The organism is Kineococcus vitellinus (assembly GCF_009906315.1).
Classification (GTDB): Bacteria; Actinomycetota; Actinomycetes; order Actinomycetales; family Kineococcaceae; genus Kineococcus; species Kineococcus vitellinus.
Genome location: NZ_JAAALL010000064.1, coordinates 1 through 18428 on the forward strand (window position 1 = coordinate 1; position 18428 = coordinate 18428).

21 protein-coding genes and 1 pseudogene are annotated in these 18428 nt (G+C 75.4%); 15 read left to right on the plus strand and 7 right to left on the minus strand.

Going from position 1 to position 18428, the window contains the following annotated elements:
* Positions 1-126: 126 nt before the first annotated feature.
* Positions 127-1053, minus strand: coding sequence for an NAD(P)H-dependent oxidoreductase (locus tag GTQ99_RS08120; protein ID WP_166615238.1), 927 nt, complete (start codon positions 1051-1053; stop codon positions 127-129).
* Positions 1054-1134: 81 nt separating this feature from the next.
* On the opposite strand from GTQ99_RS08120, the gene GTQ99_RS26730 reads away from it, so the two are divergent.
* Entirely contained in the window at positions 1135-2127 is a 993-nt protein-coding gene (locus GTQ99_RS26730; RefSeq protein ID WP_166615239.1) for a cupin domain-containing protein, read from the plus strand.
* 202 nt (positions 2128-2329) lie between these two features.
* Complete coding sequence (locus GTQ99_RS08130) at positions 2330-2662, plus strand: YciI family protein (protein WP_166615240.1); 333 nt, start codon at positions 2330-2332, stop codon at positions 2660-2662.
* Here the strand turns inward: GTQ99_RS08130 and GTQ99_RS08135 are convergent.
* Entirely contained in the window at positions 2617-3510 is an 894-nt protein-coding gene (locus tag GTQ99_RS08135) for a sigma factor-like helix-turn-helix DNA-binding protein (RefSeq protein ID WP_205707037.1), read from the minus strand. The two genes, GTQ99_RS08130 and GTQ99_RS08135, sit on opposite strands and share 46 nt — an antisense overlap.
* Positions 3511-3693: 183 nt before the next feature.
* Here GTQ99_RS08135 and GTQ99_RS08140 point away from each other — a divergent pair, with 183 nt between their 5' ends.
* The 7 genes from GTQ99_RS08140 (at position 3694) to GTQ99_RS08170 (ending at position 8669) form a co-directional block, all read left to right on the plus strand.
* The gene (locus GTQ99_RS08140; protein ID WP_166615242.1) at positions 3694-4542 is read left to right on the plus strand and encodes a CPBP family glutamic-type intramembrane protease; all 849 of its coding nucleotides are present in this window, start codon (positions 3694-3696) and stop codon (positions 4540-4542) included.
* Positions 4539-5699, plus strand: coding sequence for a histidine kinase (locus tag GTQ99_RS08145; RefSeq protein ID WP_166615243.1), 1161 nt, complete (start codon positions 4539-4541; stop codon positions 5697-5699). The genes GTQ99_RS08140 and GTQ99_RS08145 overlap by 4 nt, the downstream gene beginning before the upstream one ends.
* The gene (locus GTQ99_RS08150) at positions 5696-6367 is read left to right on the plus strand and encodes a response regulator (protein WP_338074812.1); all 672 of its coding nucleotides are present in this window, start codon (positions 5696-5698) and stop codon (positions 6365-6367) included. Before GTQ99_RS08145 ends, GTQ99_RS08150 begins: the two co-directional genes overlap by 4 nt.
* Before the next feature lie 67 nt (positions 6368-6434).
* Positions 6435-6980: an MOSC domain-containing protein gene (locus tag GTQ99_RS08155; RefSeq protein ID WP_166615258.1), complete on the plus strand. Its 546-nt coding sequence runs from the start codon at positions 6435-6437 to the stop codon at positions 6978-6980.
* Between the two features lie 147 nt (positions 6981-7127).
* Positions 7128-7625 carry an NAD(+)--rifampin ADP-ribosyltransferase gene (gene arr / locus GTQ99_RS08160; protein WP_166615259.1) on the plus strand — a complete coding sequence of 166 codons (498 nt, stop codon included), beginning with the start codon at positions 7128-7130 and terminating at the stop codon, positions 7623-7625.
* Positions 7626-7795: 170 nt separating this feature from the next.
* On the plus strand, positions 7796-8356 hold the full coding sequence (locus tag GTQ99_RS08165) for a dihydrofolate reductase family protein (RefSeq protein WP_166615244.1): 561 nt from the start codon (positions 7796-7798) through the stop codon (positions 8354-8356).
* 100 nt (positions 8357-8456) lie between these two features.
* Positions 8457-8669 carry a DUF4287 domain-containing protein gene (locus tag GTQ99_RS08170; protein ID WP_166615245.1) on the plus strand — a complete coding sequence of 71 codons (213 nt, stop codon included), beginning with the start codon at positions 8457-8459 and terminating at the stop codon, positions 8667-8669.
* A gap of 52 nt (positions 8670-8721) precedes the next feature.
* On the opposite strand, the gene GTQ99_RS08175 is transcribed toward GTQ99_RS08170, so the two are convergent.
* A complete protein-coding gene (locus tag GTQ99_RS08175; RefSeq protein ID WP_166615246.1) occupies positions 8722-9000 on the minus strand; it encodes a hypothetical protein in 279 nt (92 codons plus the stop codon).
* Between the two features lie 213 nt (positions 9001-9213).
* On the opposite strand from GTQ99_RS08175, the gene GTQ99_RS08180 reads away from it, so the two are divergent.
* Positions 9214-10176 (plus strand): carbohydrate kinase family protein, encoded by a 963-nt coding sequence (locus tag GTQ99_RS08180; RefSeq protein ID WP_166615247.1) that lies wholly within the window; start codon positions 9214-9216, stop codon positions 10174-10176.
* 56 nt (positions 10177-10232) lie between these two features.
* A complete protein-coding gene (locus tag GTQ99_RS08185) occupies positions 10233-10874 on the plus strand; it encodes a class II aldolase/adducin family protein (protein WP_166615248.1) in 642 nt (213 codons plus the stop codon).
* Positions 10875-11444: 570 nt separating this feature from the next.
* Here GTQ99_RS08185 and GTQ99_RS08190 read toward each other — a convergent pair.
* Positions 11445-12173, minus strand: coding sequence for a GntR family transcriptional regulator (locus GTQ99_RS08190; RefSeq protein WP_166615249.1), 729 nt, complete (start codon positions 12171-12173; stop codon positions 11445-11447).
* A gap of 269 nt (positions 12174-12442) precedes the next feature.
* Here GTQ99_RS08190 and GTQ99_RS27500 point away from each other — a divergent pair.
* Positions 12443-13188: pseudogene (locus tag GTQ99_RS27500) on the plus strand (alpha/beta fold hydrolase).
* A gap of 43 nt (positions 13189-13231) precedes the next feature.
* On the opposite strand, the gene GTQ99_RS08205 reads toward GTQ99_RS27500, so the two are convergent.
* Positions 13232-13828: a dihydrofolate reductase family protein gene (locus GTQ99_RS08205; protein WP_166615252.1), complete on the minus strand. Its 597-nt coding sequence runs from the start codon at positions 13826-13828 to the stop codon at positions 13232-13234.
* Between the two features lie 233 nt (positions 13829-14061).
* On the minus strand, positions 14062-14748 hold the full coding sequence (locus GTQ99_RS08210) for a MarR family transcriptional regulator (protein WP_166615253.1): 687 nt from the start codon (positions 14746-14748) through the stop codon (positions 14062-14064).
* Positions 14749-14846: 98 nt separating this feature from the next.
* Here GTQ99_RS08210 and GTQ99_RS08215 point away from each other — a divergent pair, with 98 nt between their 5' ends.
* A complete protein-coding gene (locus GTQ99_RS08215) occupies positions 14847-15392 on the plus strand; it encodes a carboxymuconolactone decarboxylase family protein (protein ID WP_166615254.1) in 546 nt (181 codons plus the stop codon).
* A gap of 44 nt (positions 15393-15436) precedes the next feature.
* Positions 15437-16045, plus strand: a complete 609-nt coding sequence (locus tag GTQ99_RS08220; protein ID WP_205707040.1) for a thioredoxin domain-containing protein — start codon at positions 15437-15439, stop codon at positions 16043-16045.
* Positions 16046-16080: 35 nt separating this feature from the next.
* Here the strand turns inward: GTQ99_RS08220 and GTQ99_RS08225 are convergent, their stop codons facing one another.
* Entirely contained in the window at positions 16081-17046 is a 966-nt protein-coding gene (locus GTQ99_RS08225; protein ID WP_166615255.1) for a LysR family transcriptional regulator, read from the minus strand.
* A gap of 72 nt (positions 17047-17118) precedes the next feature.
* Here GTQ99_RS08225 and GTQ99_RS08230 point away from each other — a divergent pair.
* Positions 17119-18428: MFS transporter (locus tag GTQ99_RS08230; RefSeq protein ID WP_166615256.1), on the plus strand; the 1310-nt coding region annotated here is incomplete at its 3' end.

Below are 18428 nucleotides of genomic sequence, written 5' to 3' on the forward strand. Positions count from 1 at the left end.
CTGCCCGCCCTGGCCCGCACCTGGTTCGGCGTCACCCCCTGCGACCGGACCGGCTGACCCACCACGTCGACGCACGCCTCGAGCACCGCGGTGCCGTCCGCGGCCGGGGGCGGTGGCACCGCGACGTCACGGTCGTGGCCCCTCGCGCGCGGGCGAGGCAGCGGTCGACGGGGGCGGGTCGCCGGCGGGTCCCTCGGGTCCCTCGGGTCCCTCGGGTCCCTCGGGTCCCTCGGGTCCGTCGGGTGCGAGGAGGTGGATGCCGAGGTCGGTGCGCCCGGGCAGCAGGTCCTCGCGCAGGGCGCGGGTCCCCGCGTAGTCGCCGTCGCGCAGGCGCCGGAACCGGCGGACCGGCTCCGCGTCGACGGTGCTCAGCCTCTTCCGCAGGCGCTCGACCTCCCGCTCCACCCCGCGGGCGTCCAGCGCGTCAGCGTCGTGGACGACGTGCAGGTCGAGGGTCTCGATGCCGACGTACCAGAGCACCCCGTGGGTGAGGGGGAACAGCAGGGACTCCAGGTCGCCGCTGATGCCGCGCGCTCCGATGGAGCGGGCGTCCTCCCCCGCGGTGACCACCACCAGCGCCCTGCGCCCCACCAGGCCGCCGTCGCCGTAGCGCCGCGGAACCGCGAGGTCGGGGTCGAGGTCGCCGTAGGCGAACCCGGCGGTGAGGACCCGGTCGAACCAGCCCTTCAGGACGGCCGGCGGCCCGTACCACCACAGGGGGAACTGGAGGACGAGCAGCTGCGCCGCGGCGAGCTTGGCCTGCTCGGCACGCACGTCGGCGGGCAGCGACCCCTCGGCGTACGCCTCGCCGACGAGCTCGGCGATGCCGCCGGGCTGCCCGGCGCGCTCGCCCAGGTCGCGATCGCCGAGGACGGGGTCGAAGCCCTGGGCGTACAGGTCCGAGGTCACCACCTCCCAGCGCCCGGACAGCTCCCGGACCCCCTCCTGGAAGAGGCGGCCGTTCAGGGACCGGTGGCGGGGGTGCGCGTGCACCCACAGGGCGGTCCCCGGCGTCGGGGGGTGGGCGCCGGCGAGGGTCGTGCTGCTGCTCATGGCTCCAGCCAAACGCCGCCGCCGTGGACGGGTACATGGCCCAGACGCCGGAGAGCCTGTCCGTTCGTCTAGCCTGCGGGGGTGGACGCCTTCAGCGACGTGCTGCGCGGGGTCCGGGCCCGGGGCTCGCTGTTCGGCCGCTCGATCCTGACCCCGCCCTGGTCGCTGCACTTCGTGGACGGGGCGCCGCTGACGTTGTGCACCCTCGTGTCGGGCGCGGGGTGGATCGTGCCCGAGGGTGCGCCGCCGCAGCGGATCGGCGCCTACGACACCGTCCTGGTGCGCGGGCCGGGGACCTTCCGCTTCGTGGACGAGGTCGACACCCGGGCCGTCCCGATCGCGTGCGGGGTGGGGTGCGCGACTCCCGAGCAGGGCGGCACCCGCCACCGGTTGGGCTGGCACGACCCCGGCGAGCCCGCCGAGGGGGCGAGCGGCGGGAGCGGGAGCGCCGCGCGTGCAGGTGCCGCGACGACGCTGGTCGTGGGGGCGTACCCGGTGCGCAGCGAGATCAGCCGCCAGCTGCTGGACGCGTTGCCCGTGCTGCTGCACGTGAGCGCCGGCGGCAGCGCCGACCCCGTCCTGGACCACCTCGCCGCCGAGGCCGCCGTCGACGCCCCCGGCCAGCAGGTCGTGCTGGACCGCCTGCTGGACTGGATGCTGGTCTGCACGCTGCGCGAGTCCTTCGACCGGCCGGGCGCCCGGCCGCCGGCCTGGTGGAGCGCCCAGCGCGACCCGGTGGCGGGGGAGGCGCTGCGGGTGCTGCACGCCGAGCCCGCAGCACCGTGGACGGTCGCGGCGCTGGCCGAGCGGGCCGGGGTGTCGCGCGCGACGCTGGCCAAGCGGTTCACCGACCTGGTCGGTGAACCGCCGTTGACCTACCTGACCCGCTGGCGCATGACGCTGGCCGCGGACCTGCTCCTGGAGCGGCCGGAGGCGACCCTCGCCGAGGTCGCCCGCACCGTGGGCTACGCGGACCCCTTCGGCTTCAGCGCCGCGTTCAAGAGGGTGCGCGGAGCCAGCCCCAGCGAGTTCCGCCGCGCCCCGACCGCGCGCTCAGCACACTGGGCACCGTGAGCATCGAGCAACACCCGGCCACCACCCGCACCCGAGCCCCGGCACCCGATCCAGCGGTGGACGCGAACCGCTGAGCTGCGATCCGGCGCGAAGGGGTGGCGCGGGCCGGGGGCGGTGCGTGATCATCGCCGTGCACCAGCAGCCGCACCGCCCGGCAGGCGTTCGGACGGGCGTCCGGACCAGCACCTGGAGAGGAAGCCCCGTGCACTTCGCGCTCATCTACTCCTACGACCCGAGCACCAGCGGACCGGCCGAGGCCGAGGTCGAGCAGTGGCTCGCGCTCGACGCCGAGCTGTCCGCGGCCGGGGCGACCGTCCACGAGTCCGGCTTCCACCCCGTCGACGAGGCCAAGGACGTCGCGGTCCGCGACGGGCGGGTCTCGATCACCGACGCCCCCCGGGAGGGCGGCACCGTCGCCGGTCTCTACGTCGTCGACGTCCCCGGCCTGGACGAGGCCCTGAGGCTCGCCGCCAAGATCCCCACCGCTGCCTACGGCACGGTCCAGGTGCGCCGGGTCGTGCAGTTCGAGGGCTGACCGCCCCGGCGCGCGAGGGCGCCGGGGGTGGTCCGCGCCCTCAGCCGGCGGCGACGCGGGCCCCGTGCTCGCCCATCCAGCTCAGCAGGTCCTCGAAGACCCGCACCCCACCGCTGCGCCCCGCGACCCGGTGCTGCGCCCGCGGTCTGCGCGCCGCCGCTCAGCACCTGCTCGGCCGGCTCCTCCACGCGAGCAGCCTCGCGCAGCCGGGACCCGAGGACCGCACCGGCTCCTGGCCGCTCGAGCCGGGGACGGCTGCAGCGGACCCTCACGTGCCCCGCCTGCACGGCGGGGACCGGTGCAGCCCGAACACCGGTCACCTCGAGGGCCGCCAGCGACCGGGGCCCGGCGAGGACGTCGAGCCGCGAGGTCCTCCCCCCGGAGAGCACCGCCTGCTCCGCGATCGCCCAGGCACCTCGCAGCACCTGCGTGCGTCCGCCGCCGTGGTCCGCGCGCAGCACGGCGCCCTCGTCGAGCAGGGCGAGCAGCGCCGTGAGGTCGCCGCGCTGCGCGGCGGCGAGCCGGGCCTCGACGAGCCGGCGTCGCGCGCGGGCGTCCGGGCGGGCGGGCGCCCCGCGCACCCGTCGCCGGGCCCGGGAGGCGAGCCACCTGGCCGCGTCGGGGCTGCGCTGCAGCGCTTCGGCGACCTCCTCGAAGGGGCGGGCGAAGACGTCGTGCAGCACGAAGGCGATCCGCTCGGCCGGGCTGAGCGTCTCCAGGACCACGAGGACGCCGACGAGGTCGCGGCCCGCCTCGCCGACCTCGCGCTCAGCGGCCCCTCCGGGCGGGTGCCGGACCTCGCCGGCCCGCAGGTGCTGGACGTCGCCCGGCTGGCGGCGGCGTTCCACGTGCGACGCCCCCGCCCGCGCCGGGTGCTGCCGGGCCCCTGGCGGGTGCCGTGGGCCGCGCGGTCCCCCGTGAGAGCTACCCGCGAGTGTCCACCCGACGGTGACGATCCCCGTCCCGCGCGTCCCTAGCATCCTCTCCAGCAGGACATCGGGCCGCCGGGGTCCGTCCGCGGAGGAGTCGTCGTGCGTGTGGTGAAGCAGCTCGGGTGCGTGCTGGTGGTGGCGCTGCTGGGCAGTCTCGTGGTGAGCGCAGCGCACTGGAACGCCCCGCTCACCCTGCTGGCGGGTTCCGGGACGGCCGCAGCCACCGTCCTGGCGTACCGGTGGATCGTGCGCCGCACGGAGCGGCGGGCTCCCGCCGAGCTGCTGTTCCCCGGGGCCGGTCGCGCCCTGGGGCGCGGGGCGCTGATCGGGTCCGCCCTGTTCGCCGGCGTCGTCGCGGTGATGGCCGTCCTCGGGGACTACCGGGTCGACGGGTGGGGTTCCGCGTCGGGGGCCGTGGCCCTGCTCGGGTTCAGCGCCGCGGCCGCGGTCACGGAGGAGGTGCTGTTCCGCGGCGTGCTGTTCCGCGTGGTCGAGGTCTGGCTGGGCAGCTGGCCCGCGCTCGTCCTGACGGCGGCCCTGTTCGGCGCCTCGCACCTGTTCAACCCGCACGCCAGCCTGTGGGGCGCCGTGGCCATCACCGTCGAAGCCGGGGCGATGCTCGCCGCCGCCTACGTGGCGACGCGCACCCTGTGGCTGCCGATCGGCGTGCACTTCGCCTGGAACTTCGCCGAGGGCGGCGTCTTCGGCACGAGCGTGTCCGGCACCGACCAGCCCCAGGGCCTGCTCCACAGCACCCTGTCCGGCCCGACCTGGGTCACCGGCGGCGAGTTCGGTCCGGAGGCCGGCGTGTTCTCGGTGCTGCTGTGCAGCACCGCCACCGTCGGGTTCCTCCTCCTCGCCCGCCACCGCGGGAACCTGCGCCCCGCGGGTTTCGACCGCGGCAGGCGGACCCCCGCTCCCCGCGAGGAGCCGAGGCCCGTCAGGTGAGCGAGAAGCTGCTCCTGGAGCGCTGGCGCAGGCTCGACGTCGCGGTGCGCGACCTCCCGCTGGCCCTGGTGCTCGTGGTCGGGTCGCTGCTGCCCTCGTCGCAGGGCCACGGCACCCAGGTCGGGGACCTGCCGGCCCGCCCGTTCGACGCGCTGGCCGTCGTGGTCGTGCTCTTGCAGTCGCTCCCCCTGCTGGGGCGGCGCAGGTGGCCGCTCGCGTGCCTGTCGGTGGTGTCGCTCGGCTTCTGCGTGGACCAGCTCCGCGCCTACCACTCCCTCGCCGGGACCGCGGTGGCGGTCGCGCTGTTCTCGGCCGGGGCGCACCAGGAGCGGTACCGCCGCACCGGGGCGGTGCTGCTGTCATCGGCGTACGTCCTGCTGGCCGTCCGGCTCGACCGGCTGGGGGGCGGCGAGCAGGTCGTCGGGTTCGTGCAGTTCTACCTGCTGCTGGCCCTCGCCTGGGGCACCGGTGCGTGGTGGCGCGCCACGCGCGCCACGGAGGCCAGGAGGCAGCGCGCCGAGGCCGCGGTCGCCCTGGCCGCCGAGCGCGCGCGCATCGCCGGGGAGCTGCACGACGTCGTCACCCACCACGTGACCGCGATGGTGGTGCAGACCGAGGCGGCGCACTACCTGACGGCCGCGCCCGACAAGCTCGAGGCGACCCTGACCGAGGTCGCCGACACGGGCCGGCGGGCCATCTCCGACCTGCGCCACCTGCTGGACCTGCTCGACCCCGAGCACGGGAGCGCGGGGCCCGTGCGCCCCGGCGAGGTGGAGGTCCTCGTCGAGCAGGCGCGCCGGGCGGGCCAGCCCGTGGAGTTCGCGCAGGAGGGGACGGCCGCGGTGACCAGCGGCAGCGCGGAGTTCCTGACGTACCGCGTCGTGCAGGAGGCGCTGACCAACGCCCTCAAGCACGCGCGCGGCAGCGCCACGGCCGTCCGCGTCCACCACCGGCCGCAGGACGTCACCGTGGAGGTGAGGACCGGCGCCGGCGCGTCGGCGGGCGCGGCGGTGGGCGCGGCGGTGGGCGGCAGCGGACGCGGGCTGGCCGGCCTGCGCGAGCGGGTCGCCGTCCTCGGCGGCGAGTTCAGCGCAGGCCGGTGGCCGGACGGCGACTTCGTCGTGCACGCCCGCATCCCCGCCGGGGGGCCCTCGTGAGCGCTCCGGCCGAGGCGCCGATCAGGGTCCTCGTGTGCGACGACCAGGCCATGATCCGCGCCGGCTTCGCCACCATCATCGACGCGCAGGCCGACTTCGAGGTCGTCGGCGAGTGCGGCGACGGGCGCGCCGCCGTCGAGCTCGCCGGCGCGCTGCGCCCCGACGTGGTGGTGATGGACGTGCGCATGCCCGTCCTCGACGGCATCGGCGCGACCCGCCTGCTGGCCGGCCCGGGCGTCGAACCGCCGACGAAGGTCCTCGTCGTGACGACCTTCAACCTCGACGAGCACGTCTACGAAGCCCTCCGCGCCGGCGCGAGCGGCTTCCTGCTCAAGGACGCGCGACCCGCGCAGCTCCTGCACGGCATCCGGACCGTGGCCGCCGGGACCTCCCTGCTCGCACCGGAGGTCACCCGGCAGCTCGTCGGCCGCCACGCCTCGCGGATCCGCCCGGCGCAGGTGGCGCAGGAGGACTCCGTCCTCACCCCGCGCGAGCTGCAGGTCCTGCGGCTGATCGCCGACGGGCTCTCCAACGGCGAGATCGCCGCGGCTCTCGTCCTCAGCCCGGAGACCGTGAAGACGTACGTGTCGCGGCTGCTCACCAAGCTCGACCTGCGCGACCGCGTCCAGGCCGTCGTCTACGCCTACCGGCACGGGCTGGTGACCTAGCCGCACCGGGCGGGGACGGCGGTGGCACGCGGATCGGCCGGTGCGCGATGATCGAGCGGTGAGCGAGGTGCAGGCAGGGCGAGTCAGCGCCGTCAGCCGAGACGGCGCGCACCGCTTCAGCAAGGACGTCACCGACGTCGTCACGTTGCTGGCCGGTCTCGGCGTCGAGGGCGACGCCCACGCCGGCAGCACGGTCCAGCACCGCTCCCGCGTGGCCGCCGACCCGACGCAGCCGAACCTGCGCCAGGTGCACCTGATCCACGGCGAGCTGCACGAGGAGCTCCGGCGGCAGGGCTTCGAGGTCGGCCCCGGCCAGCTGGGCGAGAACATCACCACCGAAGGCCTGGACCTGCTCGGGCTGCCCCGCGGGACGCGGCTGCACCTGGGTGAGCACGCCGTGCTCGAGGTCACCGGGCTGCGCAACCCGTGCGCGCAGATCAACGCCTTCCAGCCGGGCCTGCTGAAGGCGCTCACCCCGCGCGACGCCGAGGGCGGCGTGGTGCGCAAGGCCGGCGTCATGAGCATCGTCGTCAGGAGCGGTCCGGTGCGGGCCGGGGACCGCATCGGTGTCGAGGTGCCGGCGCAGCCCTGGGAGGCCCTGCAGCGCGTCTGAGCTCCACCATCGCACCGGTGGGTGGTCTTGCCGCAAGAGGGGGCGCCCGTCGCACACTGCTCAGCCCGCCTCCCCGGAGGCACCGGCCGGACGAGTGGAGCAGCAGTGGTGGGCGACGTGGACGGTGCGGACGTGGACGGTGCGGACGTGGACGGTGCGGACGACGCGGGTCCCGCGGGAGCGGCGCCGGACGGTCGGCAGCGCCCCGGCGGGCCGTTCTTCCACGGCACGCGCGCGGTGCTGCGGGCCGGCGAGGAGCTGGTGCCCGGGCGTCGCTCGAACTTCCACCCCGAGCGCGTGATGAACCACGTCTACTTCACCGCGCTGCTGGAGACCGCGGTGTGGGGGGCCGAGCTCGCGGTGGCGCTGGCCGGCCCCGAGGACGACGGCCACGGCGCTGCGGCCGGCGGGCACCAGCGCGGTCACGTGTACCGGGTGCAGCCCACCGGGCCCTTCACGGACGACCCGAACGTCACCGACAAGAAGTTCCCGGGCAACCCCACGGCGTCCTACCGCTCCCGGCACCCGCTGCGCGTCGTGGCCGAGGTCCACGACTGGCCGGGTCACGACCCCGAGGTCCTCGGCGCCGTGCTCGACGGGCTCCGCCGCCTGCGGGAGCAGGGCCGGGACGTCATCGAGGACTGAGAGGCCGTCGAGGACCGGGAGGGCCGCGTCGTGCGCGCAGCCCCGGCACGACCGGGCCCCGGCGCCCCCTACCGATGAGGACGTCGATCCGGCAGAGTCTGAGCCCACGACAGCACGACAGCACAGCGCTCGCGACGCCCGCAGGCGAGCAGACCTCCCAGGGAGCGGACATGACGACCATCAAGGTGCACGAGTTCACCACCCTCGACGGGGTCGTCGACACCCCGATGTGGACGGTCGAGCACGGCTTCCCCGACGACCTGGCCGCCTCCATCGGCCGGCTCACCTCCTCCAGCACCGCGATCCTGCTCGGGCGCACCACCTACCAGATGTTCGCCCCCGCCTGGTCGGCCCGCACCGCCGAGGAGGACCCCGGAGCGCCGTTCTTCAACGACACCCGCAAGTACGTCGTGTCCTCCACCCTGTCGCAGCAGGAGGCGGACTGGAACAACAGCGTGGTCCTCGGCGGCTACGACACCGAGCGCATCCGCCGGCTCAAGGACGAGGTCGACGGCGACGTCTACGTCAGCGGCAGCGCCACCCTGGTGCGCGCGCTGCTGGCCGACGGCCTCGTCGACGAGCTGCACCTGTACGTCTACCCGGTGGCCGTCGGGAAGGGGATCCGGCTGTTCGAGGACGGCGGGCAGGAGCTGTCCCTGACCTCGCTGGCGTGCGAGCGGCTCAGCAACGGCGTCGCGCACCTGACCTACGGGCCCGCCGAGCGCTCCTGAGGACCCTCCCGGCCGGCGCGCCGGGGAGGTCGCCGTCCCGACGACCTCCACGAGCACGAACCCGCGAACCCGAACCCACGAGCACCCGAGGAGAACCCCCGTGCCCGACACCGTCAAGGGACCGGCGTCCTACTTCCCCGCCATCGAGGCGAAGTACGGTCAACCCGTCGCGCACTGGCAGCAGCTGCTGCGCGAGCAGCGCACCCTGCACCCCGAGGCCCGGCACTCGGACCTGGTCGCCTGGCTCAAGAGCGAGCACGGCATGGGCCACGGCCACGCCACCGCCCTCGTGGCCGCCACGCCCGCCGCCTGAGCCCGGTGCCGTCGATCCGCGCTGCTCGGGGGCACGACCTCCGGTCGCCTTCTCAGGTCGGGGGATCCGGCTGGCGCGCCAGGTGGGCCTGCAGCGCGGCGGCCTCCCGCGCACCGACGACCGGATCGAAGTCGAGGTCCTCGCTCGGGTGGACGGCGGTGCCCGAGCCGGGAACGGTGACGAACCAGGCACCCTCGTGGCCGAACCAGTGCACCTGCCCCAGCGCGCCGAGCAGTTCCCGCTCGCCGGGGTCCAGCGGGTCCTGCACCGAGGTGATGCGCACCCGCTGCCCGTCGCGCCCGTACGGCGGCCGCGGCACCGTCAGGTGCACGCGCCCACCCGGGAACTCGGTGGCCGGCGCAGGTGTCCACCGCGTCCGGTCACGGCGCACCGCGGCGCCTCCGGTCGAGGGCTGCACGCCCGGGCGCCGCTGCACCCCGGGTCGCACCCGGGTCGCCGGTGCGACCGGGGGCCCCGACGGGGAGGGGTCCTTGCTCCTCACCTCGATGCGTCCCACCACCAGGACCTCTCGAGAGGACGTTCGATGACGCAGGTCGTCTCCTTCGGTGCCCACATCGCCGACGCCCTGGGCTGGCCGTTCACGGCCGTTCCCCCCGGGCAGCAGCTGGCCCTCCTCGAGCGCATCGAGTTCACCGTCGCCGGCACCGCAGCCGCCCCGGCGGTGAATCTGGCCAAGCTGGGCGTGGACGTCAGCGCGGTCGGGTGCATCGGCGCCGACGCCATCGGCGGGTTCCTGCGCACCACCATGGACGCCCACGGCGTGCACACCGAGCACCTGAGGGTGCAGCGAGCGCTGCAGACCTCCGCCAGCCTGCTGCCCATCCGCCGGGACGGCTCCCGCCCGGCCCTGCACGTCATCGGCGCCAACGCCGCGCTCAGCGAGGACGACGTCCCCTGGGACCTCGTGGCCGGCGCCGACGTCTTCCACCTGGGCGGCGCCTTCGTACTGCCCGGCCTGGACGGCGCTCCGATGGCCCGCGTGCTGCAGCACGCCAAGGAGCTGGGCGTGACCACGACCGTCGACTTCCTCATGAGCCCACGCCCGGACGCCCAGCAGCTCATCGCCCCGTCGCTGCCCCACGTCGACTACCTGCTGCCCAACATCGAGGAAGCCGGCTGGCTGGTCGGCTCCGAGGACCGCGGGACCATCCTGCGCTGGCTGCACGACCACGGGGTGGGCTGCACGGTCCTCACCCTGGGCGGCGACGGCGTCAGCGTGGCCCGCGACGCCGGCAGCGAACAGGTCCTGCCCGCCTTCGCCGTCGACGTGGTGGACACCACCGGTTGCGGCGATGCCTTCACCGCCGGTTTCATCTCCGGACTGCTGGAGGGCATGGACGAGCTGGCCGCCGCCGAGCGGGGGCTGGCCTGCGGCAGCCTCACCGCCACCGGTCTCGGCTCGAACGCGGGGATCGTGGACCTGGCGCAGGTGGAGGGCTTCCGCAGCAGCGCTGCGCGCGCCACCCGCCCGGAGCGCACCGACTGAGCCCCCCTGGGGCGACGCCTCTCGCGGGGCAGTGAGGAGGACCGAGGATGCGAGCGGTGCTGCTGGCCGACACGCGTGCGGCCGTGGTGGAGCACGCACGACGGATGGTGGCCGACGGACTGGTGGTCGGCACCTCCGGCAACGTCTCCTGCCGCGACGGCGACCTCGTCGCCGTCACACCCAGCGGCACCGACTACGCCGCGATGCGCCCCGCCGACGTCGTCGTCGTCGACCTGGAGGGCCGCGTCGTCGACGGCGGCCTGCGCCCCACCGTCGAACTGCCCCTGCACCTGGCCGCCTACCGGCACCACCAGGCAGGCGCCGTCGTGCACACCCACTCCGCCGCGGCCACCGCGCTGTCGCTGCTGCGCGACGACGTGCCGGCCGTGCACTACCAGATCGCCATGTTCGGCGGCTCCGTCGCGGTGGCCCCCTACGCCACCTACGGCTCCGAGGAACTGCGCGACCACGTCTCGGCCGCGCTCACCGGCCGCACCGCGGTCCTCATGAAGCACCACGGCACCCTCACCACCGGCGACGGGCTGGCGAGCGCCTACGACCGCGCCCGCCAGCTGGAGTGGCTGTGCGACGTCTGGCTGCGCGCACGCGCCGTCGGGGAACCGGCGCTGCTGGAGGCCGAGGAGATCGAGCGGGTCACCCGCCGCTTCGCCGGCTACGGCCAGCAGCCCGGGACCTGATCGACGAGGGCGCTCGCACCCGCCTCCTGCCGACGGCCCACCGGTTCCGTCACCGCGCTGCGCCGGCGCCTGGAGCGGACCTGCGGGAAGAGCTGCGCCGCAGCGCGGGACCGGGCGCTCAGCGCCGGCCGGAGACGATCCTCACCAGGGCCTGCGGCTGAGCCGGGTGCGGGAAGTGCCGCTGCCGGCCAGCACCGTCGTCCCCGCCTCCGGCAGGTGGGTGCGCAACCAGGTCCGGTAGGCGGGCTCCGGCGGCGCGCGGCTGACGTGGTGCTAGGACGTCCCCGACTCGCGCAGCGCGTTCCCGGCCGTGGCACCCGCGAGGTGCCGCGGCCGGGAGCGGGGTCGATGCCGGTGTGCGCGAGCAGCGCACCGGCCGCCGCAGTGCCGCAGCGGCGCTGGGCAGGCGGCAGCCGCTCCCCGCCGGCGGGCAGCTCGATCCCGCGGTCGGCGGGCACGGGGCGCCGGGCGTGCGCGGGTGGTTCGAGACGGTTCCCCGCTCAGGGGTCCGTGAGCGGAGTCGCGCACGCCGCGGTGGCGTGCACCGGTCCCGGGTGAGGTGGCCGGCGCTCAGCCCCGTGGTTCGCGGGGCGCTGCGGGAGCCGGGTCGAGCTCACCGGCGGGTTCGGCGGCGGCTCCGGCGGTGGGGGGTTCGGAGACCACGGGGAGGCTGTGCCAGGTGTCGTAGGCGACCTTCGCGGCGCCCTCCGCGTCGCCGGCGGCGCAGAGCCGGATCAGCTCCTCGTGCTGGGCCACGGACGTCGCACCTCGCAGGGACCCGAACCGCAGGCGCTCCGCCCGGCGCACGCTCGGCGTGAACTGCTCCAGGACGGTGGCCAGCGCGCGGTTGCCGGAGACGGTCACGAGGACGCCGTGCAGCTCGTCGTCGGCGCGCAGCGCCGCTTCGGCGTCACCCGCGTCGAGGGCGGCGGCGAAGCGGCGGTTGGCCTCGCGCATGGCCGCCACGTCGGCCCCGGTGAGCTTGGCGGCGCCCTCGCGCACCGCGAGCTCGTGCATCACCGCCACGACGTCCCGGGCGTCCCGGACGTCCCCGGCGTCCAGCTCGCTCACCACCGTCGAGCGGCCCGGCTGGGCCAGGACGAGCCCGCTGTGCGCCAGCCGCAGGAGCGCTTCGCGCACGGGGGTCCGGCTGACGCCGAGCCAGGCGGCGAGCTCGAGGTCCTTCAGCTGCTCCCCGGGCGCGAACGTGCCGTCCACGATGGCGTCGCGCAGACGGCGGTACACGTCGTCGCGCAGCAGACCGCGGTCGAGGCTCGCATCCCCCGGAGGTATCGGCATGCAATATACGTTAGCCCGTGCCACGTGCCGAAAAGCGCACCGGCATCGCCGATCCGCCTAGCGCCCAGCCGCAGGAGCTCGTCTGAACTGCACGACACCCCTTGACAGGTCCGGTGGTCGTCACCAATATATCGCATGCCAGATTCAAAAGGCGCGAACGGTGCAGCGCAGACCAGGTTCCACTCGCCGCGCCGCCCACCCACCGCCGCGCCTCGGCTGAGCCGTCGAAGCGGGCGCTCGCGCCGCCCACGACCGGAGAGGAACCTCCCATGTCCAGCACCACCGCAACGACTCCCCCGAGCCCCGCGAAGCCCACGGTCGTGCTCGTCCACGGGGCCTTCGCCGACTCCTCCAGCTGGAACGGCGTCATCGCCGAGCTGCGGCGCGAGGGGCACCACGTGATCGCGGCAGCCAACCCGCTGCGCGGCCTGCACACCGACGCCGAGCACCTGCGCAGCCTCCTGGACGGCGTGGACGGCCCGATCGTGCTCGCCGGCCACTCCTACGGCGGGACCGTGATGAGCGAGGCCGCCGACGGCCACCCCGCGTCACGGCGCTGGTGTACGTCGCCAGCTTCCAGCTCGAGGCGGGCGAGAGCACCGGCGAGCTCGCCGCGAAGTTCCCGAGGGCTCGGCTCGGGGCGGCCCTGGACCCCGTGCCGGTCGCCACCGACGGCGGGAGCGCCACGGACCTGTACATCCGCCAGGACGAGTTCCACGGGGTCTTCGCCGCCGACGTCCCCCGGGACGTCGCCGAGCTGATGGCCGTCACGCAGCGGCCGATCACCTCCGAAGCGCTGGAGGACAAGGCCACGCGGGCGGCGTGGAAGAGCATCCCCTCGTGGACGATGGTCACCCTACAGGACCTCGCGATCCCCGCCGACTCCATGCGCTTCATGGCCGAGCGCGCGCAGTCGCACACCGTCGAGATCGACGCCTCCCACGCCGTCACCGTCTCCCAGCCGCACGCCGTCGCCGAGCTGATCGGCCAGGCCGTCCGCGCCAACGCCTCCTGAGCCGGCGCCCCGCACGGGGTGCCCGGCCGACGGCAGCGGCAGCTCAGCCGTGCCGCACCCGGTAGGTGGCCACCACCGTCCCCTTCGAGCTGGTCGTGCTGGACTCCACCTCCAGCTCCAGCGCGGTGCCCTCGAACAGCCGGGTGCCGCGCCCCAGCACCACCGGCACCGTGGTCAAGACGAAGCGGTCCACCAGGCCCGCAGCGGTCAACGCGCGCACCAGCGACACGCTGCCCAGCACCACCAGCTCCCCCTCCCCCCGCTGCTTCAGCGCCGCCACGCTCTGCACGGCCTCACCGGCCAGCAGCTCGGAGTTCGGCCACGGCAGCACCTCACCGGCCGCGCCGGTGAGGGAGGCGACGAACTTGGGCGTCGCGCGCAGGACCTCCGTGAACGGGTTCGGCTCGGTGGTGCTCAGCCAGTGCCCCACGAGGTCGTGGTAGGTGCGCCGCCCGAAGAGCATCGCCGCCGTCCGCCCCTGCCCGCCCATCGCCGCCTGCACCGCTTCGGGGTCGTCGGCCAGCAGCCGGCTGGCCCAACCGCCCAGCTCGAAACCGCCGCGGGTGTCCTCGTCGACCCTGCCCGGTGACTGCGCCACCCCGTCCAGCGACACGTTCTCCACCACGACCAGCTCGTGCACGTCGTCCTCCTCGGACCGTCGACCCTGACCACTCCCCACCAGCAGCACGACCGGTGGTACCGCTCACCGCCACCGCTCGCGGCGCCGGCACGGCCGAACGACAGCCGCCGAGGAGTCGACCCCCGCCACCGGCAGGACTCATCGCGAGCGCCGCCACCGGTGCCCGCCCGTGCACGTCGGGGCGCGTCGGTGCACCACCACGTCCGCACGGTCCGTGCGCACTCCCCGCCCGCTCAGGCCGGCGCGGAACCCGGGGCGGAACCCGGGGCCTGCTCGGTGAAGCGTTCCCAGGCGGCCCGCTGCTGCGGCGGCGGCGCGTCCTCGTGCTCGGGGCAGGCCAGGCGCAGGTGCCGGTCGCCGAAGGGCGCGTCGACGTAGGCGCAGTGGTGCGGCAGCGAGGCGTCGGGGTGGGCGAACGGACGGAAGTGGCTGCAGGTGACGCACATGCGCTGCGGAGCCACGTCGCCCTCCACCTGCAGGGTCCGGATGACCTTGACCAGCGAGCGCAGCAGGTCCTCCTGCTCCCGCTCGTCGAGGACGCCGACGGCGCGGGCGAGGAAGTCCGGCCACCGGGCCGAGCGCTCCAGCAGCTCGGCACCCGCGGGGCTGAGGCGCAACCGGATCGAGCGCTTGTCCACTCCCGCCTCACGCACGACCAGGCCCTTGGCGATCAGCGCGTTCACCCGCACGCTCATGGTGGGTGCCGACACGCCCAGCTGCGCGGCCAGCTCGGCCAGCCGCATGCCCTCGCCGCCTTCGCGCAGGGCGGTGAGGGCCTGCGCCTGCGTGGGGGTGACGCCCTCGGGTTCGGCCCCCCGCCAGGCCTGCGTGCGCAGCACCAGGGCGATCCTGCTCAAGCCGCTGGTGATGCGCCGGGAGACCGGCTCGCTGAGCGCATCGAAGATCGCCGGTCTGTTCACTTCGGGATCCTAACACTCTTGACACGGCGTCGACCCGGACAGATAGTAGTCCTAACGGTTGCTCGTCGACCGGTCCCGAGACGAACAGGAGCGACCCCATGTCGCGCGTGCCCTCCATCACCACCCGCACCGCCACCGGTGAGACCAAGGAACTGCTCACCGACATCACCGCCACCTTCGGCGTCACCCCGGCGATGTTCCGCGCCGTGGCCAACTCCCCCGCCGCGCTGAAGATGATGTGGGGCGCCTTCGGCGCCCTCGGGTCCGGCAGGCTGCCGGCCAAGCTCGGCGAGCAGATCGCCGTCCTGGTCGCCGAGCGCAACAGCTGCGAGTACTGCCTGGCCGCGCACACCGCGCTGGGACGCAAGGCCGGCGCCAGCGGTGCCGAGATGAGCCAGGCGCAGGCCGGGCGCTCGGAGGACCCGCGCACCGCCGCCGCGCTCACCTTCGCGCACGCGCTCGTCGAGCAGCGCGCGCAGGTCGGCGAGGAGGACGTCGCGGCGCTGCGCGCGGTCGGTTTCGACGACGAGGAGATCGTCGAGCTGATCGCCCACGTCGCGCTGAACCTGTTCACCAACTACGTCAACGTCGCCCTGGCGGTGCCGCTGGACTTCCCCGGGGTCCGCCTGCTCACCGCCGGCTGAGCGCGACCGGCCCGAACCCACCACCGACGAGCAGGAGAGAACCCGTGAACCCGGCACCGACGGCCGAGTGGCCACCGGCTCCCCGCTGGAGCACCTCGTACTGGCTGAACACCGACCACGCCCTCGACCTGCCCGACCTCACCGGCCGGGTGGTCCTGGTCGCCGCCTTCCAGATGCTGTGCCCGGCGTGCGTGGAGCGGACCATCCCCCAGCTGGAGCTGGCGCGCTCGGTCTTCCCCGCGCAGGACGTCGCCGTCATCGGCCTGCACACCGTCTTCGAGCACCACCGCGCCATGGGCGCGGAGTCGTTGACGGCCTTCGTGCACGAGTACGGCATCACCTTCCCCGTCGGCGTCGACGCACCCGGCGTCGACGCCGAGGGGGCAGGGGACCCCGTCCCGCTGACGATGCGGCGCTACGGCATGCGCGGCACCCCCACGCTCCTGCTCATCGACCGCGCCGGACGGCTGCGGCGCCACGTCTTCGGCCACCTGCCGGACCTGCGACTGGGAGCGGAGGTCGCGGCGCTGGTCGGCGAGGCGAGGACCGCGAACGGCGGCACCCCGGGGCCCGTCGCCGCGGCCGGCGCCGCCACCGCGACCGGCGTCGGTTCCGGCGGGCAGCGCTGCACCACCGAGGCCTGCGCGCTGTGAAGGCGCCGGCCCCGTCCGCCGGGCGCGCACCGCGCTCACCCCGCGCCGAGGACGCGCTCGGCGATGCGCGGCAACGCCTCCGTCAGCACCGCCGGTCGAGGCGGTCTGCTGACCATCCACACCCCCACCTGCCAGGGGACCGGCGAGGGGAGCAGCCGGTCGCCGCGGGCCGCGTACCAGCGGGCGGCGAACCGCGGCACCACCGCCGGGCAGCGCAGGTGGCGCGCCAACCGCAGGCTCGTCTCGATCGTGGCACCCGGCCGCGGCAGCGCCCCGAGGGCGGACAGCCGACGGTGCAGCACCTGACCGGCCAGGTCGATCGTGCTGTGCAGCACGGTGCGACCGGCGAGGGGCCGCGCCCCCTCGGCCAGGTCGGCAGCGCCCCCGGGCAGGACGAGCACCAGCGGGGACTCCCCCAACCGGGTGCGCTGCAACCCGCGGGGCAGCACGCTCTGCTCGGCGATGGTGACGAACGCCGCGTCCAGCACGCCCTCGTGCACCCGCTGCACCAGGACGGGGCCGTGGTCGACCTCCGGGCGCAGGAGCGCTCCCTCACCCGCACCAGCCGCCCCACCGGCCGGGGCGCCGGCAGCCGGATCCGCTCCGCCACCGGGTGCGCCGGCGACCCGGGACACCGGAGGTCCCTGCCGGCCACCCAGTTCGATCTCGACGGCGGTGAAGACCATCGGGCTCAACGCCTGGATGCTGCCCACGGCCAGGCTGGGCGCCTCCAGCGCGGCCAGGACCTCCTCCGGCAGCACGTCCAGCTCCGCCAGCAACCGGGCGGCCCGGCGGGCCAGCGCCCGTCCGGCCGCGCTCGCCCGCGCACCCGTGGTGTCGCGCTCGAACAGCGTCGTGCCCAGCCGGCGCTCCAGCGCCAGCAGGCGCCGGCTGGCCGAGGGCTGCGTCATGAGCAGCTCCCTGGCCGCCGCACCCACCGAACCGTGCCGGGCGGTCGCCTCCACCAGCTGCAGGTCATCCACGCTGAGGCGGGAGCTCATGCCCGCAGCGTATGAGCTCGACGAGGGTGCCGGCGCCTACCGGGTGGCGAGGGCGCTCAGGAGGATCGCCGGGTGCGCCGACCACTGCTCGTGCTGACCGCGGTCACCTTCGTCACCTGGACCGGAACCCGCGTCAACGCCATCGCCCTGCCCCTGGTGGCGCTGACCGAGACCGGGCAGGCCTGGGCCACCGGGCTCGTCGGCGGAGCGGCCGGCCTGCCGCTGCTGACGGTGTCCTGGTGGGGCCGGGGACTGCGCGACCGCCTGCTCGACGGGCGCGCGCTGGCGGTGCTGATGGTGGTGCAGGCCGCCGGTCTGGCGGTCGTGCCGGTGGCCGCCGCGAGCGGTCGGCTGGGCGCGCTCGCGCTGTGCGCCTCCGGTCTGGTCACCGGAGCGGCCGGAGCGCTGCTGGGACCGGCGCAACGGGGCCTGGTCGCCGACCTCGCCGACCTCGCCGACCGCGCCGACCGGGCGGGCGCGGGCACCGCCGACGGCGCCGGCCGGCGCGGGGGCGGCGGGCGCGCATCGGCACCGCGCTGGCTGGCCTGGCAGGACCTGGCCCACCGCGTCTCGATGGTGTTCGCACCACCGGCGGGTGCGTGGCTGCTGCTGACGTGGGGAGCCGAGCCGCTGCTGTGGTGCGAGAGCGCCGTCGTCCTGCTCGGAGCCCTCGCGCTCCTCACCGTCCCCGCGAGCGGCGCACCGGAACCCGCGTCGACGGAACCCGCGTCGACGGAACCCGCGTCGCCGGGACCCGCGTCGCCGGGACCCGCGGCGGGTTCCACGGCCGCCGTGCTGCGCGAGCACCCGGAACTGGCCGCCGGCATGCTCATGGCCGCGGTCGGGGGGCTCTGCTGGTTCGCCTTCACCCTGGGCCTCAGCGTCCTGGGCGTCGAGACCGGCAGGCCCGGTGCGCTGGTCGCGGCGGGCCTGAGCGGGTACGGCGCCGCCTCGGTGGCCGCCTCGCTGCTCACCCCGCTGCTCGTCGACCGGCTGCCGCGCCTGGGCACCATGGCCGCGTCGTGGGCGCTGCTGGGGCTGGCCTTCGCCGCGCTGCCGCTGGCGGCACCCGACCTGCTGCCGATCGCCCTGGTGGCGGCCGTCGGCGGGGCGGCGATGCCGTGGAGCATCGCCGCGCTCAACGCCCTGATCAGCGAGCAGACCCGCGGCGCGCAGCGGCGGGCCGTCTTCACGGCCGAGACCGTCCTGCACTCCGGCGGCGTCTCCGTGGGCCTGCTCGTCGGCGGCTCGATCATCGGCTGGGCCGGAGCCACGCCGGTCCTGCTCGCGGCCGGCGCCGCCCAGCTGCTCACCGCCGCCGCCGGGCTCCTCCTCGGACGGCGGCGCTCTGCCCACCACGAGCCGTGCACCCGCCCGTCGGC

Bases quoted from the DNA above. Each gene is read 5' to 3' on its own strand.
- GTQ99_RS08120 (WP_166615238.1), bottom strand. From the start codon at position 1,053: ATGAGCAGCAGCACGACCCTCGCCGGCGCCCACCCCCCGACGCCGGGG.
- GTQ99_RS08165 (WP_166615244.1), top strand. From the start codon at position 7,796: ATGACGACCATCAAGGTGCACGAGTTCACCACCCTCGACGGGGTCGTC.
- GTQ99_RS08180 (WP_166615247.1), top strand. From the start codon at position 9,214: ATGACGCAGGTCGTCTCCTTCGGTGCCCACATCGCCGACGCCCTGGGC.
- GTQ99_RS08190 (WP_166615249.1), bottom strand. From the start codon at position 12,173: ATGCCGATACCTCCGGGGGATGCGAGCCTCGACCGCGGTCTGCTGCGC.
- GTQ99_RS08215 (WP_166615254.1), top strand. From the start codon at position 14,847: ATGTCGCGCGTGCCCTCCATCACCACCCGCACCGCCACCGGTGAGACC.
- GTQ99_RS08225 (WP_166615255.1), bottom strand. From the start codon at position 17,046: ATGAGCTCCCGCCTCAGCGTGGATGACCTGCAGCTGGTGGAGGCGACC.